This is a genomic window from Telluria sp. BA11 (assembly GCF_056680305.1).
Genome location: NZ_CM155275.1, coordinates 4,635,832 through 4,655,260, shown reverse-complemented (window position 1 = coordinate 4,655,260; position 19,429 = coordinate 4,635,832). Strand labels below are relative to the sequence as shown.

15 protein-coding genes are annotated in these 19,429 nt (G+C 66.3%); 4 read left to right on the top strand and 11 right to left on the bottom strand.

Features of this window, described 5'->3' with window-relative positions:
• Positions 1-6: 6 nt before the first annotated feature.
• The 4 genes from AC1MGT_RS20575 to AC1MGT_RS20560 form a co-directional block, all read right to left on the bottom strand.
• Entirely contained in the window at positions 7-753 is a 747-nt protein-coding gene (locus AC1MGT_RS20575) for an OmpA family protein (protein ID WP_499504336.1), read from the bottom strand.
• Between the two features lie 25 nt (positions 754-778).
• Positions 779-1,726 carry a type VI secretion system-associated protein TagF gene (gene tagF, locus AC1MGT_RS20570; protein WP_499501822.1) on the bottom strand — a complete coding sequence of 316 codons (948 nt, stop codon included), beginning with the start codon at positions 1,724-1,726 and terminating at the stop codon, positions 779-781.
• Entirely contained in the window at positions 1,726-5,451 is a 3,726-nt protein-coding gene (gene tssM / locus AC1MGT_RS20565) for a type VI secretion system membrane subunit TssM (protein WP_499501820.1), read from the bottom strand. The genes tagF and tssM overlap by 1 nt, the downstream gene beginning before the upstream one ends.
• 176 nt (positions 5,452-5,627) lie before the next feature.
• Positions 5,628-6,467, bottom strand: coding sequence for a M15 family metallopeptidase (locus AC1MGT_RS20560; RefSeq protein WP_499501819.1), 840 nt, complete (start codon positions 6,465-6,467; stop codon positions 5,628-5,630).
• Between the two features lie 60 nt (positions 6,468-6,527).
• Here AC1MGT_RS20560 and AC1MGT_RS20555 point away from each other — a divergent pair, with 60 nt between their 5' ends.
• The 3 genes from AC1MGT_RS20555 to AC1MGT_RS20545 all read left to right on the top strand — a co-directional run bounded on the left by AC1MGT_RS20555 (position 6,528) and on the right by AC1MGT_RS20545 (position 11,313).
• On the top strand, positions 6,528-7,271 hold the full coding sequence (locus AC1MGT_RS20555; RefSeq protein WP_499501818.1) for a hypothetical protein: 744 nt from the start codon (positions 6,528-6,530) through the stop codon (positions 7,269-7,271).
• Positions 7,272-7,358: 87 nt separating this feature from the next.
• Positions 7,359-9,014 carry a VRR-NUC domain-containing protein gene (locus AC1MGT_RS20550; protein WP_499501817.1) on the top strand — a complete coding sequence of 552 codons (1,656 nt, stop codon included), beginning with the start codon at positions 7,359-7,361 and terminating at the stop codon, positions 9,012-9,014.
• Positions 8,953-11,313: a helicase C-terminal domain-containing protein gene (locus tag AC1MGT_RS20545; RefSeq protein WP_499501816.1), complete on the top strand. Its 2,361-nt coding sequence runs from the start codon at positions 8,953-8,955 to the stop codon at positions 11,311-11,313. The genes AC1MGT_RS20550 and AC1MGT_RS20545 overlap by 62 nt, the downstream gene beginning before the upstream one ends.
• Before the next feature lie 4 nt (positions 11,314-11,317).
• Here AC1MGT_RS20545 and AC1MGT_RS20540 read toward each other — a convergent pair whose 3' ends face one another.
• The 7 genes from AC1MGT_RS20540 to AC1MGT_RS20510 form a co-directional block, all read right to left on the bottom strand.
• Positions 11,318-12,046, bottom strand: coding sequence for a LytR/AlgR family response regulator transcription factor (locus tag AC1MGT_RS20540; RefSeq protein WP_499501815.1), 729 nt, complete (start codon positions 12,044-12,046; stop codon positions 11,318-11,320).
• Positions 12,047-12,050: 4 nt separating this feature from the next.
• Positions 12,051-13,118, bottom strand: a complete 1,068-nt coding sequence (locus AC1MGT_RS20535) for a sensor histidine kinase (protein ID WP_499501814.1) — start codon at positions 13,116-13,118, stop codon at positions 12,051-12,053.
• Complete coding sequence (locus AC1MGT_RS20530; RefSeq protein ID WP_499501813.1) at positions 13,118-13,843, bottom strand: LiaI-LiaF-like domain-containing protein; 726 nt, start codon at positions 13,841-13,843, stop codon at positions 13,118-13,120. Before AC1MGT_RS20530 ends, AC1MGT_RS20535 begins: the two co-directional genes overlap by 1 nt.
• Positions 13,833-14,210, bottom strand: a complete 378-nt coding sequence (locus AC1MGT_RS20525) for a LiaI-LiaF-like domain-containing protein (RefSeq protein ID WP_332530057.1) — start codon at positions 14,208-14,210, stop codon at positions 13,833-13,835. Before AC1MGT_RS20525 ends, AC1MGT_RS20530 begins: the two co-directional genes overlap by 11 nt.
• 180 nt (positions 14,211-14,390) lie before the next feature.
• Positions 14,391-14,567: a hypothetical protein gene (locus tag AC1MGT_RS20520; RefSeq protein WP_499501812.1), complete on the bottom strand. Its 177-nt coding sequence runs from the start codon at positions 14,565-14,567 to the stop codon at positions 14,391-14,393.
• A 69-nt stretch (positions 14,568-14,636) separates the two neighbouring features.
• Positions 14,637-14,852 carry a hypothetical protein gene (locus AC1MGT_RS20515; RefSeq protein ID WP_499501811.1) on the bottom strand — a complete coding sequence of 72 codons (216 nt, stop codon included), beginning with the start codon at positions 14,850-14,852 and terminating at the stop codon, positions 14,637-14,639.
• Between the two features lie 219 nt (positions 14,853-15,071).
• Positions 15,072-18,095, bottom strand: a complete 3,024-nt coding sequence (locus tag AC1MGT_RS20510; RefSeq protein WP_499501810.1) for a TonB-dependent receptor — start codon at positions 18,093-18,095, stop codon at positions 15,072-15,074.
• A gap of 237 nt (positions 18,096-18,332) precedes the next feature.
• On the opposite strand from AC1MGT_RS20510, the gene AC1MGT_RS20505 reads away from it, so the two are divergent.
• Entirely contained in the window at positions 18,333-19,289 is a 957-nt protein-coding gene (locus AC1MGT_RS20505) for an N-acetylmuramoyl-L-alanine amidase-like domain-containing protein (protein WP_499501809.1), read from the top strand.
• The last annotated feature ends 140 nt before the right edge of the window (positions 19,290-19,429 follow it).

Below are 19,429 nucleotides of genomic sequence, written 5' to 3'. Positions count from 1 at the left end.
GGCGCTTTACTGGATCACCTTGAACTCGATGCGCCGGTTGCGCGCCTTCCCTTCCGGCGTGCGGTTGTCCGCCACCGGCCGGTCGGGCCCCTCGCCCGATACCGCGATCGATTCGGCCCCAATGCCCTGGGCCACCACATACGCCCTGACCGCTTCGGCCCGCGCCTGGCTCAGCGACAGGTTGCCGGCGCGCGAACCGGCGTTGTCGGTGTGGCCGATGACGCCGACCTTGACGCCCTTGATATTGCGCAGCGCGACTGTCATCCCGTCCAGCACGGCGATGCCCGTGGGCGTCAGCGTCGCCTTGCCCGATTCGAATTCAATGATGCGGTCAGCCAGCGCCGTATCGAGCACCACTTGCTGCGACACCTGCACCCGCAAGCCGTTGTTGACGGTGTAAGTGGGATTCAGGCTCGCCGCGATGTCGCCCGCGATCTTCTGGCGCTGCTCTTCGCTGGCCACGTCGCCGCGCAGACTGACGCTGTTGCCGTCGATGTGCAGCTGGCCACCTTTCACCAGGCGCAGGTTGGGGCCAATCAGTCGGCCGACATACGTGTTCCAGTTGGCGGGCGTCGACACGGTGCCGACTGACAGCTGGTCGACCACGCGCGCGGCGCCGTAGACGCCGCGCAGGCGTTCCAGCAGCGCCGCCCTGGTCGCCTCGTCGGCCACGGTGCCGGTCACCAGCACCGGGGCGTCGGTCTGGGTCTGGGCCGTGGCTGCGCCGTGCTGCAGGCCCGCCAGGCACAGCATGACGATCAGTGTGCGAAGTATCACGTCAGGCTCCGATGAAGGTTGTCATGAACAGCGTGCGCGCCAGCGCCAGCGGCAGGTCGGGCTGGGCCAGCTGGCTGGCCAGCGCGCGCACGTCGGGCTCGAGCTGCAGCTGCTCGTCGATCCAGGCCGTGTGCTGCAGGCGTACCTGCAGGTCGGCGCCCACCAGAGGATCGATCATGGCGCGCAGCGTGTCGGCCAGCGCGGCGCAAAAGCCCACCACCAGCACCGGTCGCCCGTCCTGGTGCGTGATGAACAGCGCCAGGTCGAACCCGGCGCGCCGCAGGAATGGCGCGATCAGCCCAAGCCAGAACGCCGCCACCGGATAATGCGCCGCCGGGTCGGGCGGCAGCGGCAGCACGAGACTCTTGTCGAGTGTGCGGGGCGGGCTGCGCATCACGGGCTGCAGCAGGAGGCCAAGCGCCAGCACCAGCCGCGCGACACCGCAGTTGCCCAGCAGCGCATCGAGCGAACCCACCGTGCCGGCATCGATCCAGGTCGCGTAGTCGCCCGCATCACCCAGGCCGATCGCGCTGTCGGCGATCGCCTGCAACGACGCCGCGGGATCGGCATCTGCCAGTACCTTCGGGCAGATTTCCTGCAAAAACGTCCACAGCGGGGCAAAAGCGACGGGACAGTGCGCCACGAACGCGGCCGGATCGGCCACCGTCAGCGTGCGCGTGGCCAGAAACGGAAAGCGCCGGCCCGACTGGTCGCGGCTGGCCAGCAGATGCCCGGCCACCGCGTGGTGGCGCGCCGGGCCGACGAGGGCGAAGCTCACCGGTGCCATGGCGTCGTAGTGCACGCGCCAGCGCGCATCGGACGGCAGCAGCGTCATCACCTGCGCCAGCCAGGCGTCGAGCATCCCGATCGTGGCCGGTTCGTGCGCCAGTTTGACGAAGTCGGCGCGCGCGGGCAGCTTGCCGAAGTAACCGATCCGGTCGGGGCGCATCACTGGCCTCCCGTGCTGGCCAGTGCAGGCGCCGCCGCATCGAAGTGGCCGACGATTGCCGGCGGCAGGCGCATGCCACGAAAACCCTGGCCCTGCGCCTGTGCGCCCCCGCCCCCGCCCGCCTGCGGGCTGCTGACGATCTTCAGGTCCACCGCCACCGTCACATTGCTGCCGCTCCAGCGCAGCTCGAACACGCCGTCGTCCTTCTTCGTGCGCTGCGCCGACTCGAACAGGCGCTGCAGGCCGAACTGGCCGGGCTGGTTGAACAGTTCCACGGTGCGGCCATCGAACGTCACGGCCGACACGCGTGCACCCGACATCCCCTGTGGCCCCGGATGCACCATATTGCTCCAGCTGGCCGGGGTGTTGCGGTAACGGAGTTGCTGGCCATCGATCTCCAGCGTGTATTCGAGCGTGCCGGGCGCCGTGAGCGGCAGCACCTGGAACACGGTCTGCGCCGCCGTGCCGGCCGCCACGCCGTTGTTCGACAGCGGCGCGATCCAGGCCGGGAACGCCGCCACTGCCTGCGGCGCGAGCGAGATGCCGATGTCGGCCCAAGTGCGCGCTGCCAGCACGTCGCCGCGCCGCACCACGAGCGGACCCATGGCCGTGCCCACGAATTTGGCCACCGCGCCGTCGGGCCCGAACACCTGGCCGATCTCGCCTGGCGTTGCCTCGATGCTTGCGCCTTGCGCGAACGGATACTTCGTCGCCAGCGTGCGCGTGAATGGCTCGACGACCTGCGCCTGCCAGGTCTTGTTGATCTCGGCCTCGGACGGCAGCACGATCATCGCGAAGGTCTGCGTCAACGGCCGCACGAGCAGTGGCCGCAGCGCGCTTTTCTGGCTCTCGCTCATCCCGGTAAGCATCTGCTCGTCGACGTAGCGCAGCGCCTCGGCCAGTTCCGAGCCAGTCCCTTCGAGCGTCTGCTGCATGAACTGCTTGGCGCCCGGCCCCGGGTCGCCCTGGTTCTTCAGCGTATTCAAGCGCGTGCGCAGGCGCGACAGCGCGTCGAGGTAGCCCGTCATCAACGACGCTTCTTTCTCCTTGGCCCCGACCAGGCGCGCCACGCCGGCGAATTCGCGGCCGATCGGGCCTGCGCTTTGCGGCCCGCCGGTCAACTCGGCCGGATCGATGGTGTCGGCCAGCGTGCGTGCATCGGACGGCGCCCGGCGCAGGATCTTCTGCTTGATCCACTCGGCGACGCCGCGTTCGGTCTTGCTCGCAGGCTGGCGTAACCCGCCCGGATTGTCCCAGGCGGTCTCTTCATGGATCGTGCGCAGCAGCCTGGCGATGGGTGACGTCTGCGGGTCGCCCAGGCGATTCATTGCCTGCACACTGGCGTCGAAGCCGCGCAGGTCGGTAATCGCCACGCCCTGCACGAACTTGACCCATTCACGTGCATAGTCAGCCTTGTACAGGTCGATCAGCGCCTTCTGGATCTGCTCCGGGCTGCCCTCGAGCGTCAAGTCGTCGCGCGCCGTGGTCTTGAGCACCCAGTCGACGGTATTGAGTTCGCGGTTCGAGGCTTCGCGGATCGCGCCCAGCACGAACTTGTCCCACGCCGCGCGGGTAAACGCGCCGCTGACCGCATGGCTACCGGCCACCAGGGCGCTGTCCTGTTCGCCGACGATGCGCGCCACCGTCACCGCCGGGAAGCGCGTGGCGGCGCGCGTGCGGATGTCAGCGTACACGCGCTCGCGCGCCGGGGTGCCGCGCACCACGCGGCGCAGGTGCTCGCGGGTGGTGTCGAGCAGGCCCAGCTTGAGCGTCATCTGCGGCCAGGCCGGATCATCGATATTAGCCAGGTGAAAGCTGAGCAGGCGTTCGGCGCTGCGGATCATCTGCTCGCGCGGCATCGCGCCGCGGTGCGCTTCCAGCCAGCCGCGCCAGTAGCGCGTGAGCTGGTCGTTCAAATGCCCCGACTCGGCGTGGGTTTTATCGCCCAGCATCAGGTAGGTCTTGAGGGCGTTGTAGGCATCGCCGACGCTGGTGGGCGACGCATCCTGGTACGGCTGGCCGGGCCGTGCCGCCGGCGTGGCGGCCTGGCGCGCCGGATCGAGGCTGGCCGCATTGCTGTTCACTTCCGTCAGCATGGTCTCGAGCGCGCCGGTGACCGGTTCGACCATCACGGCGCGCACGCCAGCGAAGTATTCGTCGCGCAGCTTGCGCGACAGCTGCCCACCCTGGTACAGGCCGAAGCCCAGCGCCCACGGCTTGTCCTGGCTGTAGCCATCGAGCAGCTCGATGCGGTCCTGCAGGATATCGAGCGCTTCGAGCCGCGACTGCAGGTCGATGCGGCCGGCCTGCAGCTTGCTTACTTTGTCGAGGTCGGCCTGTACATTGGCCACCAGCTGGCGATTGCCCATGTAGGCCCAGGACCAGCCGCCCATCGCGCAGCCCAGCAGGATCGTGGCGGCGAAGAACACACCCAGCTTCCAGCGCGCCGCCGCCGGATGCGTGTAGCGCCTGACCAGGTCGCGGTCGGCGAAGATCACCTTGCGAAACAGGTCCAGCAAAAAGTAGCCGGACTGCCCGGCTGCCGGCTCGGCCACCGCGCCTTCACGATTGGCCAACGCCAGGTCGAAGCGGCTGGCCACGCGCTGGCTCGACAAGTCTTGCACGCTGCCTTCCTGCAGCGCGCTGGTGAAGTAAAAGCCGCGAAACACGGGCTTGAACTGGTACGTGTTTTCATCGAACAGCGTGGCCAAAAAGGCGCGCAGCGGCGTCCTGATCGCCGCGAATTCGAGGGGAAACGTGAACACGCCGGGGCGCATCAGGGTGCTGCGGTTGGCGCCCATGCCGGCCAGGCTCATCTCTTTCAGGCCATCGACGAGCGCCTCGAACTCGTCGTCGAAAAAGGCCAGCACGTCCTGCGGCGCGCTGCGGCGGTTATAGCGCAGCGTGGCGCCCCAGATGCGCTCGCGCTCGGCCTGTTCGCTGCCATGGAAAAAGTCCACAAAGCCCGCCACCAGATCGACCTTCGTGAACACGACATACACGGGCGGATGCACGCCCAGGCGCTCGGTCAGCTCCTGCATGCGGGTGCGCAGGTTCTTGGCCAGTTCATGCGATGCCGTGGCCGGACCGGCCATCAGTTCGGCCACGCTGACGGCGATCAGGATGCCGTTGACCGGCGCACGGTGGCGATGGCGGCGCAGCAGGTCGAGAAAGCCGAACCACTCGTCGCGGTCGTCCTCCTGCACCGAATAGCGCCCGGCCGTGTCGAGCAGGATGCCGTCGGTGGTGAAGAACCAGTCGCAGTTGCGGGTGCCGCCCACGCCTTGCACGGCCTTGTTGCCGGGGATCGGAAACGTCAGTCCCGAGCGCACGATGGCGCTGCTCTTGCCCGCCGCCGGATTGCCGATGACCATATACCACGGCAGTTCGTACAGCGCCGCGGCGCCACGCGTCAGACCAAGCTTGGACGTCTTGATGGTGCTGACCGCATCGAGCAGATTCTTGCGCAGCACGGCGACGTCGCCCTTGCCGTTGTCGTCCATCGCATCGTCTGTGGCGTGACCACCGCCCTCGCCCTCGGCCATGGCCGACGCCAGCCGGGCGCCTTCGCGCGCGCGCCAGGCGCGTCGGATCATCCAGCCGGCGCCCCAGCTGCCAAGCAAGGCCAGGCCCACGATGGCGGCCCAGACGATGGCGATGTCCAGCGCCACCGCGCCGAGCACCAGCAGCGCCGCGACGGCGAGCACGCCAATCAGGATCAGCATGCGGCTGCTGGTCAGAAAGTTCCAGAATCGCGCCATGGCGGGGCCCAGGTCCGTTGAAAAAAGAGTCTCACAGGAAATGCTCGCACGCGCATGGCTGCCGCCGCTTGAGCGGGCGCAACACGGTGGACTTGGGGCAACGCCGGCGCTTGCAGGTTCAGCGTCGCATCATCGCCGCGTCAGCGCCGCATCACCCCGCGCAGGCGCAGCTCGGTGTGGCCAAAATCCATCATCTTCCAGCGCCCGCCCCAGGTCAGGCCGAGCGACTCGGCCACCTGTCCGTACGCCTGGTAGCCGCGCATCGCCCACGGGTCTTTTTCGGAAATCACCAGCTTGCCGTCGCGCAGGAACGCGCAGTCGCCCGCCAGGCCATACTGGTGCCAGCTCTGGAACGCGCGTGCATTGGTGACGTTGCTGCCACTGGCCGCCAGCGCATCCTGGCGCGCCGGGCTGCGGTAGCCTTCGAGCAGCGCCATCTCGTAACCGTGCTGCTCCTTCATGATCTTGAAGGCCAATAACAGGCGCGCGCTGAAGTCGGGGTGCAGCAGGCCCCAGTTGCGGCTCGCGCCCACCAACATTGGTCGTATCAGCTCGACTTCGGCGGTCGTGAAGACGTCCGGCGGCAGCGCCACCGGGGGCGCCAGTTGTTCGCCGGCCAGCAGCGCCGCCACCTGCTCATCGGGCATGGCGGCGCTGCCCTGATACACCGGCAGCATGGCGGGATTGCTCAGCGCCAGCGCCAGCAGCGACGGAATCAGGATCACCGGCGCGACAATGGCGAACACCACCCGATGCCGGCGCAGGAAGCGCAGCAGGCGCTCGCGCAGCGTGAGCGCGGCCGCATCGCGCGCGGCGCCCAGCGCCCGCCCGCCCGCGTGCCCCCAGGCGCCGGCATGCCGCACCAGCGCGCGCAGGCGGCCGATGCCGCGTGTTGCCAGTGCGCGACCTGTCGGGAACACGGCCAGCCAGATCAGGCAGGATGCGCCACAAACGTACAGAAGCGCGATAAAGATCAGCATCGGTACCTCCAGGATTGTTTCTAATCGGAACTGGAAAAACCCCATCTTAGGAGTGCTGCCGTGCGTTCATCAGACGAACATCAAGCGAACCCCACGCAACCAAATCTGCGGCCCGATCTGATGTCGTCAGCGCGGCGCGGCGGCAACGAAGACAGCATTCTCGCCAGGCTCGAACGCGAACCGGCGCGCCGCACTGCGCCCGGCGGCACGGGCGTGCGGGTGGCCTGGTATGGCGGCGCCGTCCTCGTCGCGCTGTTGTTGACGGGCGCCCTGGCCTGGCTGGCGGCGGGGCAGGACAGCCCGCACAGGGTCGTGCCCGCGCACGCAGGGATCGCGGCGCGGGCAATCGTGGCCGACGAACCTGCTGCGCCGCTGGCGGCGGCCGTCATCGTCGACGCTGCGCCAGTGCCATTGCCAGTTTCAGCGCCAGTGGCAGCACCAGCGCCCGCAGCCAGCACGGCGCACGTCTTGCCACCGCCGGTGCCACCGCTGCGCCTGTTGCGACCGGCGGACGGAGGGCGAGCACCCGCCAAACCCACGCGCACGGCTGCTGCGCCCGAACGCAGCGCGACCAAGGCCCCGACTGCGGCGCCGGCCCCGTTCCAGGCGCGCGCCAGCGTACCGCGCCAGGCGGCACGGCCAACGAAACATGCCGGACCGGCGCGTGCGACCGAGCCCCCCGACAGCGATGTCGCCCTGATCTCGGCCGTCATCTATCACGCCAATGGCCACGCCCTGCCCGACCCGGAGATGAGCCCGGACCGCTGCGCCGGCGACGCTTGTCGTCCGCGGCCAACGCGCTAGCACCGCGCGGGACGATCGCGCCGAAACTGCTGGATTCCCCGTCCGCCCGGGCTTATACTGTACATAAGAACAGTAACGCGGGTGGTCATGATCAGGTTGTTGGAAAACGAGTTTTATTATCTGGACAACTTTCAGCGTGTTCTCGACTGGATCGGCGAACGCTATGCCGACCTGCTCGACGCGCAGGAGCACGCGTTCCTGGCCGCCTTCCCTGCCCTGCCCCACGCAGCGCGCGCGCTATTCGTGCGCATGGTCATGCGAAAAGGCACGCTGTTTCGCGCCAGTAAACTCCGCTACGCCGAGATCGGCTGCCCCGTCGAGGCAGCCGGCCACCTGCTGGGCACCGGCTGGATTGAGGCCGATCCCGAACTCTCGCTCGACGAACTGTTCGACCTGCTCTCCAAGCCCGAAGTCGCCCAGGCCTTCCCGCACCTGCGCCAGAAAAGCGCGCGCAAGGGCGACCTGCTCGAGGCCTTGCGGGCCGACTGCGCCGACCCTCGCCGTTTTTCGGGCTGGTATGGCGACTGCCCCGATGTCGCCTGGCGCATCCACGTCAAGCCCCTCTGCGACCGCCTGCGCCTGGTCTTCTTCGGTAACCTGCGCCAGGGCTGGACCGACTTCGTGCTGTCCGACCTGGGTCTGTTCCGCTACGAGCAGGTCGACATCTCGCCGGCCTCACGTGGTTTCCGCCAGCGCGCTGACATCGATCACTACATCCTGCTGCACGCGTGCCGCGAACGCTTCGCTGCCGGCGAAGCCGTCGAGGATGTCGTGCGCGACCTGCCCGAGCATGCGTTCGACAACGACTGGCTGGCCAGCCGACGCGAAAAGCTCGTGTTCCAGATCGGCCAGCACTACGAAAAGCAGAAAGACTGGGATGGCGCGTTTGCCGCCTATGCCCGCTGCCGCTACCCCGGCGCGCGGGGCCGCGCCATCCGCGTCCTTGAAAAACACGAGCGCTTCGACGACGCCTGGGCCCTGCTGACCGAGGCCCAGGCCACCCCCGAGAACGACGCCGAACGCCAGCACCTGGCGCGTATCGCGCCGCGCCTGGCGCGCCGCCTGGGTCACGCGCGCCTGGGCCGGCTGCCGAAAACCGAGGTGCAGCGCATCGACCTGTGCCTGGCGCCGCCGAATGGCGAGCGCTGGGTCGAGGGCGCGGTGCGCGACCATCTGGCGCAAGACGGTGCGCCCGTGTTCTATGTCGAAAACGCGCTGGCCAACACGCTGTTTGGCCTGTTGTGCTGGCGCGCCATCTTCGCCGCCATTCCCGGCGCCTTCTTCCACCCGTTTCACCGCGGGCCGGCCGACCTGTACAGCGCTGATTTTTACGCGCGCCGCCTGGCTGAATTTTCCGCCTGCTTCGATGAACTCGATTCCGGTGCCTACCGCGACACCATCCGCGCGACCTACCGCGACAAGGCCGGCCTGCAGTCGCCCTTCGTGCACTGGGACGGCATCAGCCTCGAGCTGGTCGAACTGGCACTGGACTGCATCCCGGCTGCGCACCTGCGCAAGTGGTGCGAGCGGATCCTGGCCGATGTACGCGAAAACCGCACGGGCTTTCCCGACCTGATCCAGTTCTTCCCCCTCGAAAACCGCTACACGATGATCGAAGTAAAGGGCCCGGGCGACCGCCTGCAGGACAACCAGCAGCGCTGGATCGAGTACTGCGCCGCGCATGCGATGCCGGTGGCCGTCTGCTACCTGGTCTGGGATCTGGCGCCCGAGATGGCGGCCTGATTTGACCGGCACCACGCAACCTGCCTACACGATCGCCGTGCGCGCGCTGTGCGAGTTCACCGCTAAGGCCGGTGATCTCGACCTGCGCTTCACGCCCTCGCCCAGTGCGCAGGAAGGCATCGCCGGCCACGCCGTCGTCGCCGCACGCCGGGGCGACGGTTACCGCGCCGAATTGCCGCTGTCGGGTGAATGGAATGGCTTGCGCGTACGCGGCCGCGCCGACGGCTACGACGAACACGAAAACCTGATCGAAGAGATCAAAACACACCGCGGCCGCCCCGAGTCCATCCCCGACAACCACCGCCACCTGCACTGGGCGCAGGTGCGCGTGTATGGTCACCTGCTGTGCCAGGAGCGCGGCCTGGACGTGGTCAACCTGGCCCTCGTCTATTACGACATCGGCAGCGGCGTTGAAACAGTGCTGCGCGAGCAGCGCGACAGCGCGTGGCTGCAGACCCATTTCGCGGGCCTGTGCGAACGCTTCTCGAGCTGGGCCGCACAGGAGAGCGCGCACCGCGCCGCGCGCAACGATGCCCTGACCCAGCTGCGTTTCCCGCATGCCGATTTCCGGCCCGGCCAGCGTCACCTAGCCGAGAGTATCTACCGCGCCAACACGAGCGGGCGCTGCCTGCTCGCACAAGCGCCGACAGGCATCGGCAAGACGGTCGGCAGCCTGTTCCCGACCCTCAAAGCGATGCCGCAGCAGGGCATCGACAAGGTGTTTTTCCTGGCCGCGAAGACGCCGGGCCGGCGCCTCGCGCTCGATGGCGCGGCCAAACTGTGCGGCGCATCGGGAACAAAAGCGGCAACCCCGCTGCGCGTACTGGAACTGACCGCGCGCGACAAGGCCTGCGAGCATCCGGATAAAGCGTGCCACGGAGACGCCTGCCCGCTGGCGCGCGGCTTCTATGACCGCTTGCCGGCCGCGCGCGCCGCTGCGGCCGAGGTGCTGGTGCTGGACCGGGAAGCACTGCGCACGGTCGCCCTCGAACACGACGTCTGTCCGTACTACCTGGGCAGCGAGATGACGCGCTGGGTCGACATGATCGTCGGCGACTACAACTATTATTTCGACGGCGGCGCGATGCTGTACGCGCTGGCGCAGGCCAACGGCTGGAAAGCCAGCGTGCTGGTCGACGAAGCGCACAACCTGGTCAACCGCGCACGCTCGATGTACAGCGCCGAGATCGACCGCGAGCTGCTGCGCGCCGCGCGCGCCGTCGCGCCACCGGCCGTGAAGAAAGCGCTCGAGCGCGTCGGGCGCGCCTGGACCAATGTCGACAAGGGCGCGCCTGCACCGTACCAGCTGCTCGAGTCGATGCCGGCGAAACTGGTCGATGCGCTGCAGGATGCGTCCAGCACCATCAACGAACACCTGGCGGCGTTCCCAGGTCCGCTCGACCCCGACCTGCAGCGCTTCCATTTCGACGCGCTGCAATTTGCGCGCCTGGCCGAGTCGTTCGGGCCGCACTCTCTGGTGGACTTGTCGCGCGACGCCGACCGCCCTACCTTGCGCGACTCGACGATCTGCATCCGCAACGTGGTGCCGGCGCCATTCCTCGGTCCGCGCTTTGCCGCGTCGCATTCGAGCACGCTGTTCTCGGGCACACTCGGCACCTGGCAATACTGTACCGACACGCTCGGGCTGCCGGCCGACACGGCCTGGGTCGAGGTCGATTCACCGTTCACGGCCAGCCAGCTGGACGTGCATGTCGCCAAAGGCATTTCGACCCGCTACCAGGCGCGCGCCGCGTCGGTGCAACCGATCGCCGAACTGATCGCCCGCCAGTTCCACGAACGCCCCGGCAACTACCTGGCCTTCTTCAGCAGCTTCGACTACATGGACCAGGTGGCGGGCGCGCTGGCGAGGTTGGATCCGGGCGTGACGGCCTGGCGCCAGGAACGCCGCATGAGCGAGACCGCACGCCAGGGCTTCATCGACCGCTTTGCCATTGGTGGCGCGGGCGTGGGCTTTGCGGTACTGGGCGGCGCGTTCGGCGAAGGGGTCGACCTGCCGGGCGAGCGCCTGATCGGCGCGTTTGTCGCCACGCTCGGCCTGCCGCAGGTCAATCCCGTCAACGAGCAACTGCGCGAACGGATGCAGACGCTGTTTGGCGCCGGCTACGACTACACGTACCTTTACCCTGGCATCCAGAAAGTGGTGCAGGCGGCCGGCCGCGTGATCCGCACCGAGCAGGATCGCGGCGTCGTGTGGCTGATCGACGACCGCTTCGCCCAGCCGGGCATCCGCGCGCTGATGCCGGCCTGGTGGGAGCTGGGCGCGCACAATTCGCGCTGAACATCTACGCCAGCAGCTCGCGGATACGCTGATAGCCGCTGCGGCTGATGGGCAGCTTGACGCCGCTTTTCAGCACGGCGCAGTGATTGTCCTTGCTGACCGGTTCGATGCGCGCGATCGCGCCCAGATTGACGATGTGCGAGCGGTGGATGCGCACGAAGACGGCCGGATCGAGCTGCGCCTCGAGCTCGGCCAGACTGCCAAGCTTGAGGTACTGCCTGCCGTCCGCGCAGACGGCGACGTAATCGTCCTGCGCCTCGATGTAATCCACGCTGGCCGTTGACACCACGTGCACGCGGGCGCCGTCGCGGATCAGGATGCGCTCGAGCGGCGTATGGCGCGCCGCTGCCTCCTTCACCACCGCCTCGATCTGCGCCGGCTGGGGCGTGCGCAGGCGCGCCTGCGCCAGCGCTTCGCCAAGGCGCGCGCGCGAAAACGGCTTGAGCAGATAGTCGATCGCATGCACCTCGAACGCGCGCAGCGCAAACTGATCGTACGCGGTGGCGAAGATGTAGTGCGGCTTGCTGCCGGCCAGTTCGACCACCTCGAAGCCGTCAAGTTTCGGCATCTGGATGTCGAGGAAGACCAGGTCGGGGTCGAGCTCCGCAATGGCCTTGACGGCCTCGAAGCCATTCGCGCATTCGCCGACGATCTCGACGTCCGTGTGCGTCGCCAGGTATTCGCGCAGCACGGCGCGCGCCAGGTGTTCATCGTCCACGATCAGAATCCGCATGCCGTCAGTCTCCCATGTCTGCGGGCAGGATCAGGTCCACCCGAAAAATCGCCCCATCGCGTGTAGCATGCACGCTCGCGTCGATGCCATACACGGCGTGCAGGCGCTGGCGCACGTTCGCCAGGCCGACGCCACCGCCCTTGCCGGCCGGCCCACCGTCCGGATCGACGTCGTTCTCGACCCGCAGCTTCAGTTGCGAGCCGGCGCGCACCGCGTGCACGCGCACCACGCCGCCCTGCGGCAGCTGGCCGATGCCATGCTTGACCGCGTTCTCCACCAGCGGCTGCAGGATCATCGGCGGTAGCAGGCAGCGCGCCGCATCATCCGCCATCTCGCACGCGAATGCCAAACGCGGGCCGAAGCGCACCTGCTCGATCGCCAGAAAGCGCTGCGTCAGTTCGACTTCGTCCGACAGCAGAACCTTGCGGTGCGCCTCGAGTCCCAGCGTGTGGCGAAAGAAGCCGGCCAGTTGCAAGGTCATGTCGCGCGCGGCGTCGGCATCGATGCTGGTGAGCGCGCTGATCGAATTGAGGCTGTTGAATAAAAAGTGCGGGTCGATCTGCATGCGCAGCATGCGCAGTTCGGCGTCCTGCGCCAGCAGCTTCAATTGGAGTTCGCGCGTTTCCAGCCGGCGTGCGCGTTCGAACTCCAGCGCCAGATAATGCGCGCAGGCCGTCATGCCGTACAGCAGCACGCCGACGCCGAACATCACCGCGGCGACCGGTGGTGAGAGCAGCACGCCGCCCATCGACGGCGCCAGCCAGCGCCAGAATGCCGCCCACGCCACCGCCGCTGCGCACCACAGCAAGGCCGCGCTGGCGGCCGTGACAAAGAACACGACCAGCACCGAGCGCAGCGACTTGCTTGCCAGCGGATAGGCGCGGCACAGGTAGTAGCTCGAAAAGCCGCACACGCTCGCATACACCAGCATCAGCGGCAGCGCGAACAGCAGGCTAGCCGGAATGCCGGCGCCGGTGGCCGCATCGAGCAGGCCCGCGAGCATCAGCCCCAGCATCAGCCAGGCCGCCAGGTACAGCGCGGCGCTGCGCCCGGCCCAGAATATCCGGCCCATCAGTTGCGGATTTCCACACCGCCCATGATCGCGTAGCCGCGAATGACGAGGCGTTTGCTGGCATCGGGTGGCACGGCGGTTTTTTCTTCGAAGCCGCCCAGGATCGGCGTGCCGAGCAGGATCACGGTCCAGTCGGGAGGACACTTGATGGTCACGCCGCCCCAGAACGCGAACACATTGATTACCGCCTCGCCACGGATCGAGGCGCTGCGCATATCAAGTTCACACCCGCCCATGACCGCCGTGATTTCACCGCCGCGAAAATCCTGCGTTGCCACGCGGCGCTCGTAGCCGCCCAGGATTGCCGTGATGTCGACGGTCTCGCCGCTGCCCGTATCATCGAGCATTCCGGCGCCTTGGTGGGCGGCGACGCTGCCCGGCAGGCCGCGGCTGCGCAGCGCCTTGGCAACCAGGAAGCCGCCCAGGCCAATCAGGATCAGCGGCCACAAGGTGCGCACACTGAAGTTGATGATGTCGAGCCGGTCGAGCATCATCAGGATGCCCACGCCGACCAGCGCAGCGCCGAGCAGCGTACCACCCTGGCTGCGCGTGTCGCACAGCTTGACCGTGCCAACGATCACGAACAGCATCGGCCAGAAGGAAAACGCCCGGTGCATGTCGACCAGGCCGAGGTTATCGAGCAGGAACAAGAGGCCCATGCCGATGACCAGCACGCCAAGTACGACCTGGCCCGTCACGCCCCTGGGCAAGCGATCATTTTTCATGGCGGCCCACCTTCTGGTTATTGAGGAAACGACGGGCGATGAAGGGGTCGAGCACCAGCTTGATGCCCCACATCAGGATGAACAGCGGCCAGCTGTTACGGAACGTCAGGCCGAACGCATTCTCGAGCACCGCAAACAGCCACAGGCCGGCAAACACCGTCCACAAGCCATTGCCGAATTCCTTGGGACTCGGGTAGCCGATGGTCTGACTGATGCCCACAGCAACGAGCAGCAGCGGCGCGTAGTGCCAGTAGTCTTCGGCGTTGATGTAGTACAGGCGATCGAGCAGCACGACGGCGCCGACGACGATGAGCAGCAAGCCCCAGACGATTTGTTTGCGCCAGCGGTAGGATTCTTCGGATTGCATGGTGCGGACCTCCTTGTGATCGAACAGGGAGCACGATAACAAGGGTCGGCACGGTGGGGAAAGTAGTTTTCGGCGAATGGCGAATCCATTCCGGCGAATGGCGAATCGACGCCCGTGACAAACATACAGGCGAAAAAAAACCCGCCGTAAAGGCGGGTTCAGTGTGCAGCGCAGGTGCTATCAGGCAGCGCTGGCGGCTTCCTGGCGCTTGATCAGGCCTTTTGGCACGTTGCGGTACTTGGCGCGTGCTTCGGCCTGGCGTACGGCTTCACGTGCGATATTGGTGCGCTTGATCTCGATGCGTTCTGCCTTGCCGCGATGTTGGGCGATGTGCTTGCTTCCGATTCTGCTGGTCATAACGGTCTCCTTGGTTGAACTATGCGCCGCGTCCTTGACAGGACGTCGACGCGAAAACGTGTGCGAAGGCTAGTTGCGGGTCGGGGCGGTCTTGAGCGCCGTCGGGATCAACATTGCCCAGCCAAGCTGGCGCCGGATTTCTTCGGGCGCCGGTGGCGGCTTCGGATCACGCGAGCGGCGCGCTAGATATTCGCGCACCAGGTGCTTCGCTGGATGCTTGACATCGTACATCGCAACCTCCGCTTCCTTGTTGCCCGGTGCAGGCACGACGCCCGCAACGGTCATGAAATTGGTGCCGATCCTCGAGGCGACCGGCTAACCTGTTGAGGTGTCGGATGGCTGCGAATTTCTTCGCGCGTTCCTCACTCAGACAGGAGCATCTTAACGGCTGCGTTCACCATTCACCGTTAGATGCCGCACACTTTGGGCGTCAATACGGCTGAGCTCGACATACCCATGCAAAAAGGGGGCCGTAGCCCCCTCCCCTTTTGCGGCAAGCCGCGATCAGAACTTGTAGCGCAGGTTCAGATAATACTGGCGACCGCTGACGTCGAGCTTTTGCTGCTCTTCTTCGCTGTAGCGATATTGCGCGCGTTTGGCGTTGGTCAGGTTGGTCGCGCTGAACGCGAGCTCCAGGTTGTCGGTGAAGTAGTAGTTGGCCGACAGCGCCAGCGTCGTCACTGCATCGGCGTAGGTCGGCGCGGTGGGCATCGCCACGCCGTTGATCACGGTCAGGCCCTGGCTGTTGGCCGTTGGCGCCGGCGCCGTCGTGCTGTTGACATACTCGCCGCGGTAGTTTGCAACCAGACGCGCCGACAGCTTGCGGTCTTCATAGTACAGACCCAGGTTGCCGGTCCATTCGGATGCGCCCACCATCGGCCGGCCATCGTCGACTTTCGTCTTGGCGCGGCTGATGTTCGACGTGAAGCCGAAGTTGGTCTGGCCGAACGGCTGCTCGTACTGCAGCTCGATGCCGTTGATCTTCGCGCCCTGTTGCGAGGCGGTGTTGACGAAGAAGGACTTGACGGTCTGGTCGCGCGGATCCTGCAGGTCGATCGTGGTGCTGCCCACGGCGCCCGTTTTCGGGTAACCGTCGATCGACGAATGGAACACGCTCAGCGCAATGATCGAGCGCGGTGCGAAGTACCACGACCACGACAGGTCGACGTTGTCGGCCGTTTGCGGTTCGAGGTCGGGATTTGGCCCAGTAACGCGGCAGCCATTGGCGTCGCAGCCTGGCGTGCCGAAGCCGCTGCCCAGCAGGTTGTAGTTCTGACGCCCGATCGTGCGGCTCACGCCAAAGCGCGCCAGCATGTCGTTGCCCATGTCGTAGCGCACGTTCAGGCTTGGCAGCCAGTTGTCGAAGGTGCGCTTGGTGGGCGTCTTGTAATACATGATACCGGCCAGTGGATTGAACGGCGTGCCATCAAAGAACGGGGTCGCGTCGCCGGCATCGGTGATCGCGCCCGGATAGGCGGCGCAGGTCACGGGCGACTGGCCCGGCGCGACGCGCTGGCAGGCGCCAGCGGGAATCGGCGTGGCGATATTGGCTTTCACTTCGGTGCGCGAGAAGCGCACGCCAACATTACCCGACCAGCGATCGCGTTCCAGGTTGGCCATCAGGTAGGCGGCGCTCTGACGTTCCTGCATGTCGATCTCGGAACTCACGCGGCGCTCGAACGCGTCGCTGGTGACCTTGGTATTGGCCGCGATGTAGTCCTTGATCGCTTCCGGCGTGTACGTGAAGCCGGTGTTGTCCCAGCCGGCCGGGCCGTCCAGGCCATCGCCGAAGTCGCCCGGGAACGCTTGCCAGCCGGTGGTTGGCGTCGGCGTATTGGATGTGACGCGGCCCGTGACCGGGTTGAGCGTGATGCCGTTGCGGAAGGCCGGGCCGCGGCGCGCGCTGGTGCGCTTGTGATCCGAGAAGCGCACACCGCTTTCCAGCGACTGGAAGATGCCGCGGTCGACGCGGTATTCGGTGTCGAACTGCGCGCTCCACTCCTTGTCGACAGTGCGCACGCCCGAGGCGGCGCGGTCAACGATGGTGTAGCCGCTGCCGTCGGCGTTCAGGCCGGGCTGGTTGCCGCCGGCGTTCTGGTACTGAACGAACGGGGCGTCATGCAGGCTGCCGAGCGCGTAAGAGATACCAGTGCCATAGCGGGCCAGCGTCAGGCCCTGATCGAGTTCGGTCGTGCCCACGCCGCGCGTGGTCGACAGCAGCGTCTTGATCGTGAGGTCGTCGTTGACACGGTATTTGGCGTCCAGGTCGAGGAACGAGCTCTCGGCCTTGGCGCCGTCGCGGTAGAAGCCTTCCGAGTTACCGACGTACTGCGGCGTGGTCCCGTTCGGGAACACGATGTCGGCGGCCTTCAGTACCTTGAGCTGGTTGCCATACACGGTGGTCTCGTTGACGATGACCGGATTGCGGATCTGCGCAAACACCTGCTGTCCGTTCGAACTGGTGTTGGCGGCGGTGGCGACGGTACTGCCCAGCGGCGCGTTCTTCCCGAGCAGCATCGAGTAGATGGCGCTTGACGTCAGGCGGCCGTGGTTGTCGGCATCCATCGACGAATGAAAGCCCGTGAGCGTCACGTCGAGGTCGCGGTTCGGCTTGAACTGCAGCGACAGCATACCGCCCTTGCGGTCGCGCACGGATTCGACGAACTCCGAGCTCATCGAGCCCGGCAGGCGCACACCGTTCAGGTCTGCTGCCGTGTAGCCGGTGCCGGCGAGCGATGCATCGGTGATGCCTTTCATGGTGCTGGTGTTGATCACGTCCCAGCCGCTGTTGGTGCCGTAGGCGAACCGCGAGACCGAATCGCGTCGCACGTAGCGCTTTTCGGCAAACAGCGCAGCCAGCACGCCGAAGGTGCCGGCCTCGTTCTTCCAGTTGACCGAGCCGTTCATGTCCGGCGCGTAGCGGCCCGGCAGATCGGCATAGCTGGCGCCGACGCTGATCACGCCCGACAGGTTCTCCTTGGCCGACAGGGGTTTACGCGTGGAGACATTGATGGTGCCCGCCAGGCCGCCATCGACGATATTGGCCTGCGATGTCTTGTAGACGACAGCCTGCTGCAGCACGTGCGATGGCATCAGGGACAGGCTGGTCGAGCGCGAGCTCGAGCCCTGATCGGCCACGTACCAGTCGGCGCTGCTGACGGCGTGGCCATTGAAGATGATCAGCGACATGTCCGGGTTGGTGCCGCGCATCGAGACCTTCTCGGCCTCGTCATAGTCGGTCCGCACGGCCACGCCGGCCAGGCGCTGCAGCGAATCAGCCAGGTTTTTGTCAGGCATCTTGCCGACGTCTTCGGCCGTGATGACCTCGACGTTGGCCGACGCATCGCGCTTGACCGCCAGCGACCGGGCCAGCGAGGCGCGAATGCCCGTCACTTCCACGGTCTGCATCGGCACTGCGGCTGGGGTCTCCTGGTCCTGCGCTTGCGCCTGCGCCAGCACTGGCAACGTGGCAAGGCTCCAGACGGCCATCGATACGGCCGCGGCAAGCGGCTTCTGCTTGAACATCATCTCTCTCCTGGGAAGGGTGCGATTCTTGGTAAAGTAAGGCAAATTTTTAAATGCTTGTGCCGAGTATTGATGATGGATTGCCATCATGAATAATCACTTGTGTTCGCTTTCGTATAACTGGGAGGAATGCATGTTTCCGCCGGGTCGCTCAGGTTATGGGTAGATGCGCAGAATTCATTATCCCCAGCGCACACACCGGATTAGCGTGACACTTTCCCTTCTCCCGAGATGACCGCCATGCGCCTTGCCTGCCTGCTTCTTGCCAGCGCCGTCCTGACCGGCTGCGCCAGCCCCCCTGCCGCCACGCCGCCGATTCCAGGTGCGCCGCCGCCGCCCACGCCGCTGGCGGCCCTGCTGGACAAGCCGATCTACAAGATGACGCCGTTCGAGACCGGCCAGTACATCCCGCACATGCAGAGCGCGCAGCCCGACCTGCGCAAGCGCATCGCTGCGATCGGCCGCCAGAACATCGGCCAGCCGTACTCACTGAACCTGCTGGGCGAGTTCCCGTTCGAGATCCACGACAGCTTGCCGATGTACAGTCTCGAACAAAGCGATTGCGTCGTCTTTGCGGAACACACGTATGCGATGGCGCTGTCGCAATCGTGGGAAGAGTTCTTCTGGATGCTGCAGCGGATCCGCTACCGCGACGGCGTGATCGGCGTGGCCACGCGCAACCATTACACCGAGCTGGACTGGAACGTGGCCAACCGCTGGCTGGTCACCGACATCAGCGCCGACCTGGCGGGCCCAAACGGCCCCGGCTATGACATGCGCGTCGACCGCGCGCGCTTCCTGCGCACGCGCCATAACACAGTGCGCGACATCCCCGTCGAAACGAGCCGCCAAGCCTACGTGCCGAAAGACGGCGTGGCGGCCATCCTCGACGAGCTGCAGGAAGGCGACTTCGTCAACGTGATCTCGACCCGCAACGGCGAGTACTGGGCCTCGCACGTGGGCCTGGTGGTGCTGGGGCCAAACGGCGAGCGGCACTTCCTGCATTCGTCAGCGCCGAAGGTGCGCGAAGAAACGTTCGCGTCGTACATGGCACGGGTGGCCGGACGCGAAGCGGACAATGCGCGCGCCGGCAAACCCGGCCAGATGCTGGCCGGCTTCAAATTCCTGCGCCTGAACGAGACCATCACGGTGCCGCCAATGGCGCCGCAGCCGCGGCCGGGCCGGCCGGGCGCGTAATACATTGCTTTGCGTTCCCGGCTTGCCGGGCCGGGAACGTTACCCTCCTCCACTTGAATCTTCATTCAAGAAATAGGGAATTAGAAATTTAATTCCCTGATTCTATTTCTATTTTCCCCAAACCGTTTTAAGCACGCTTG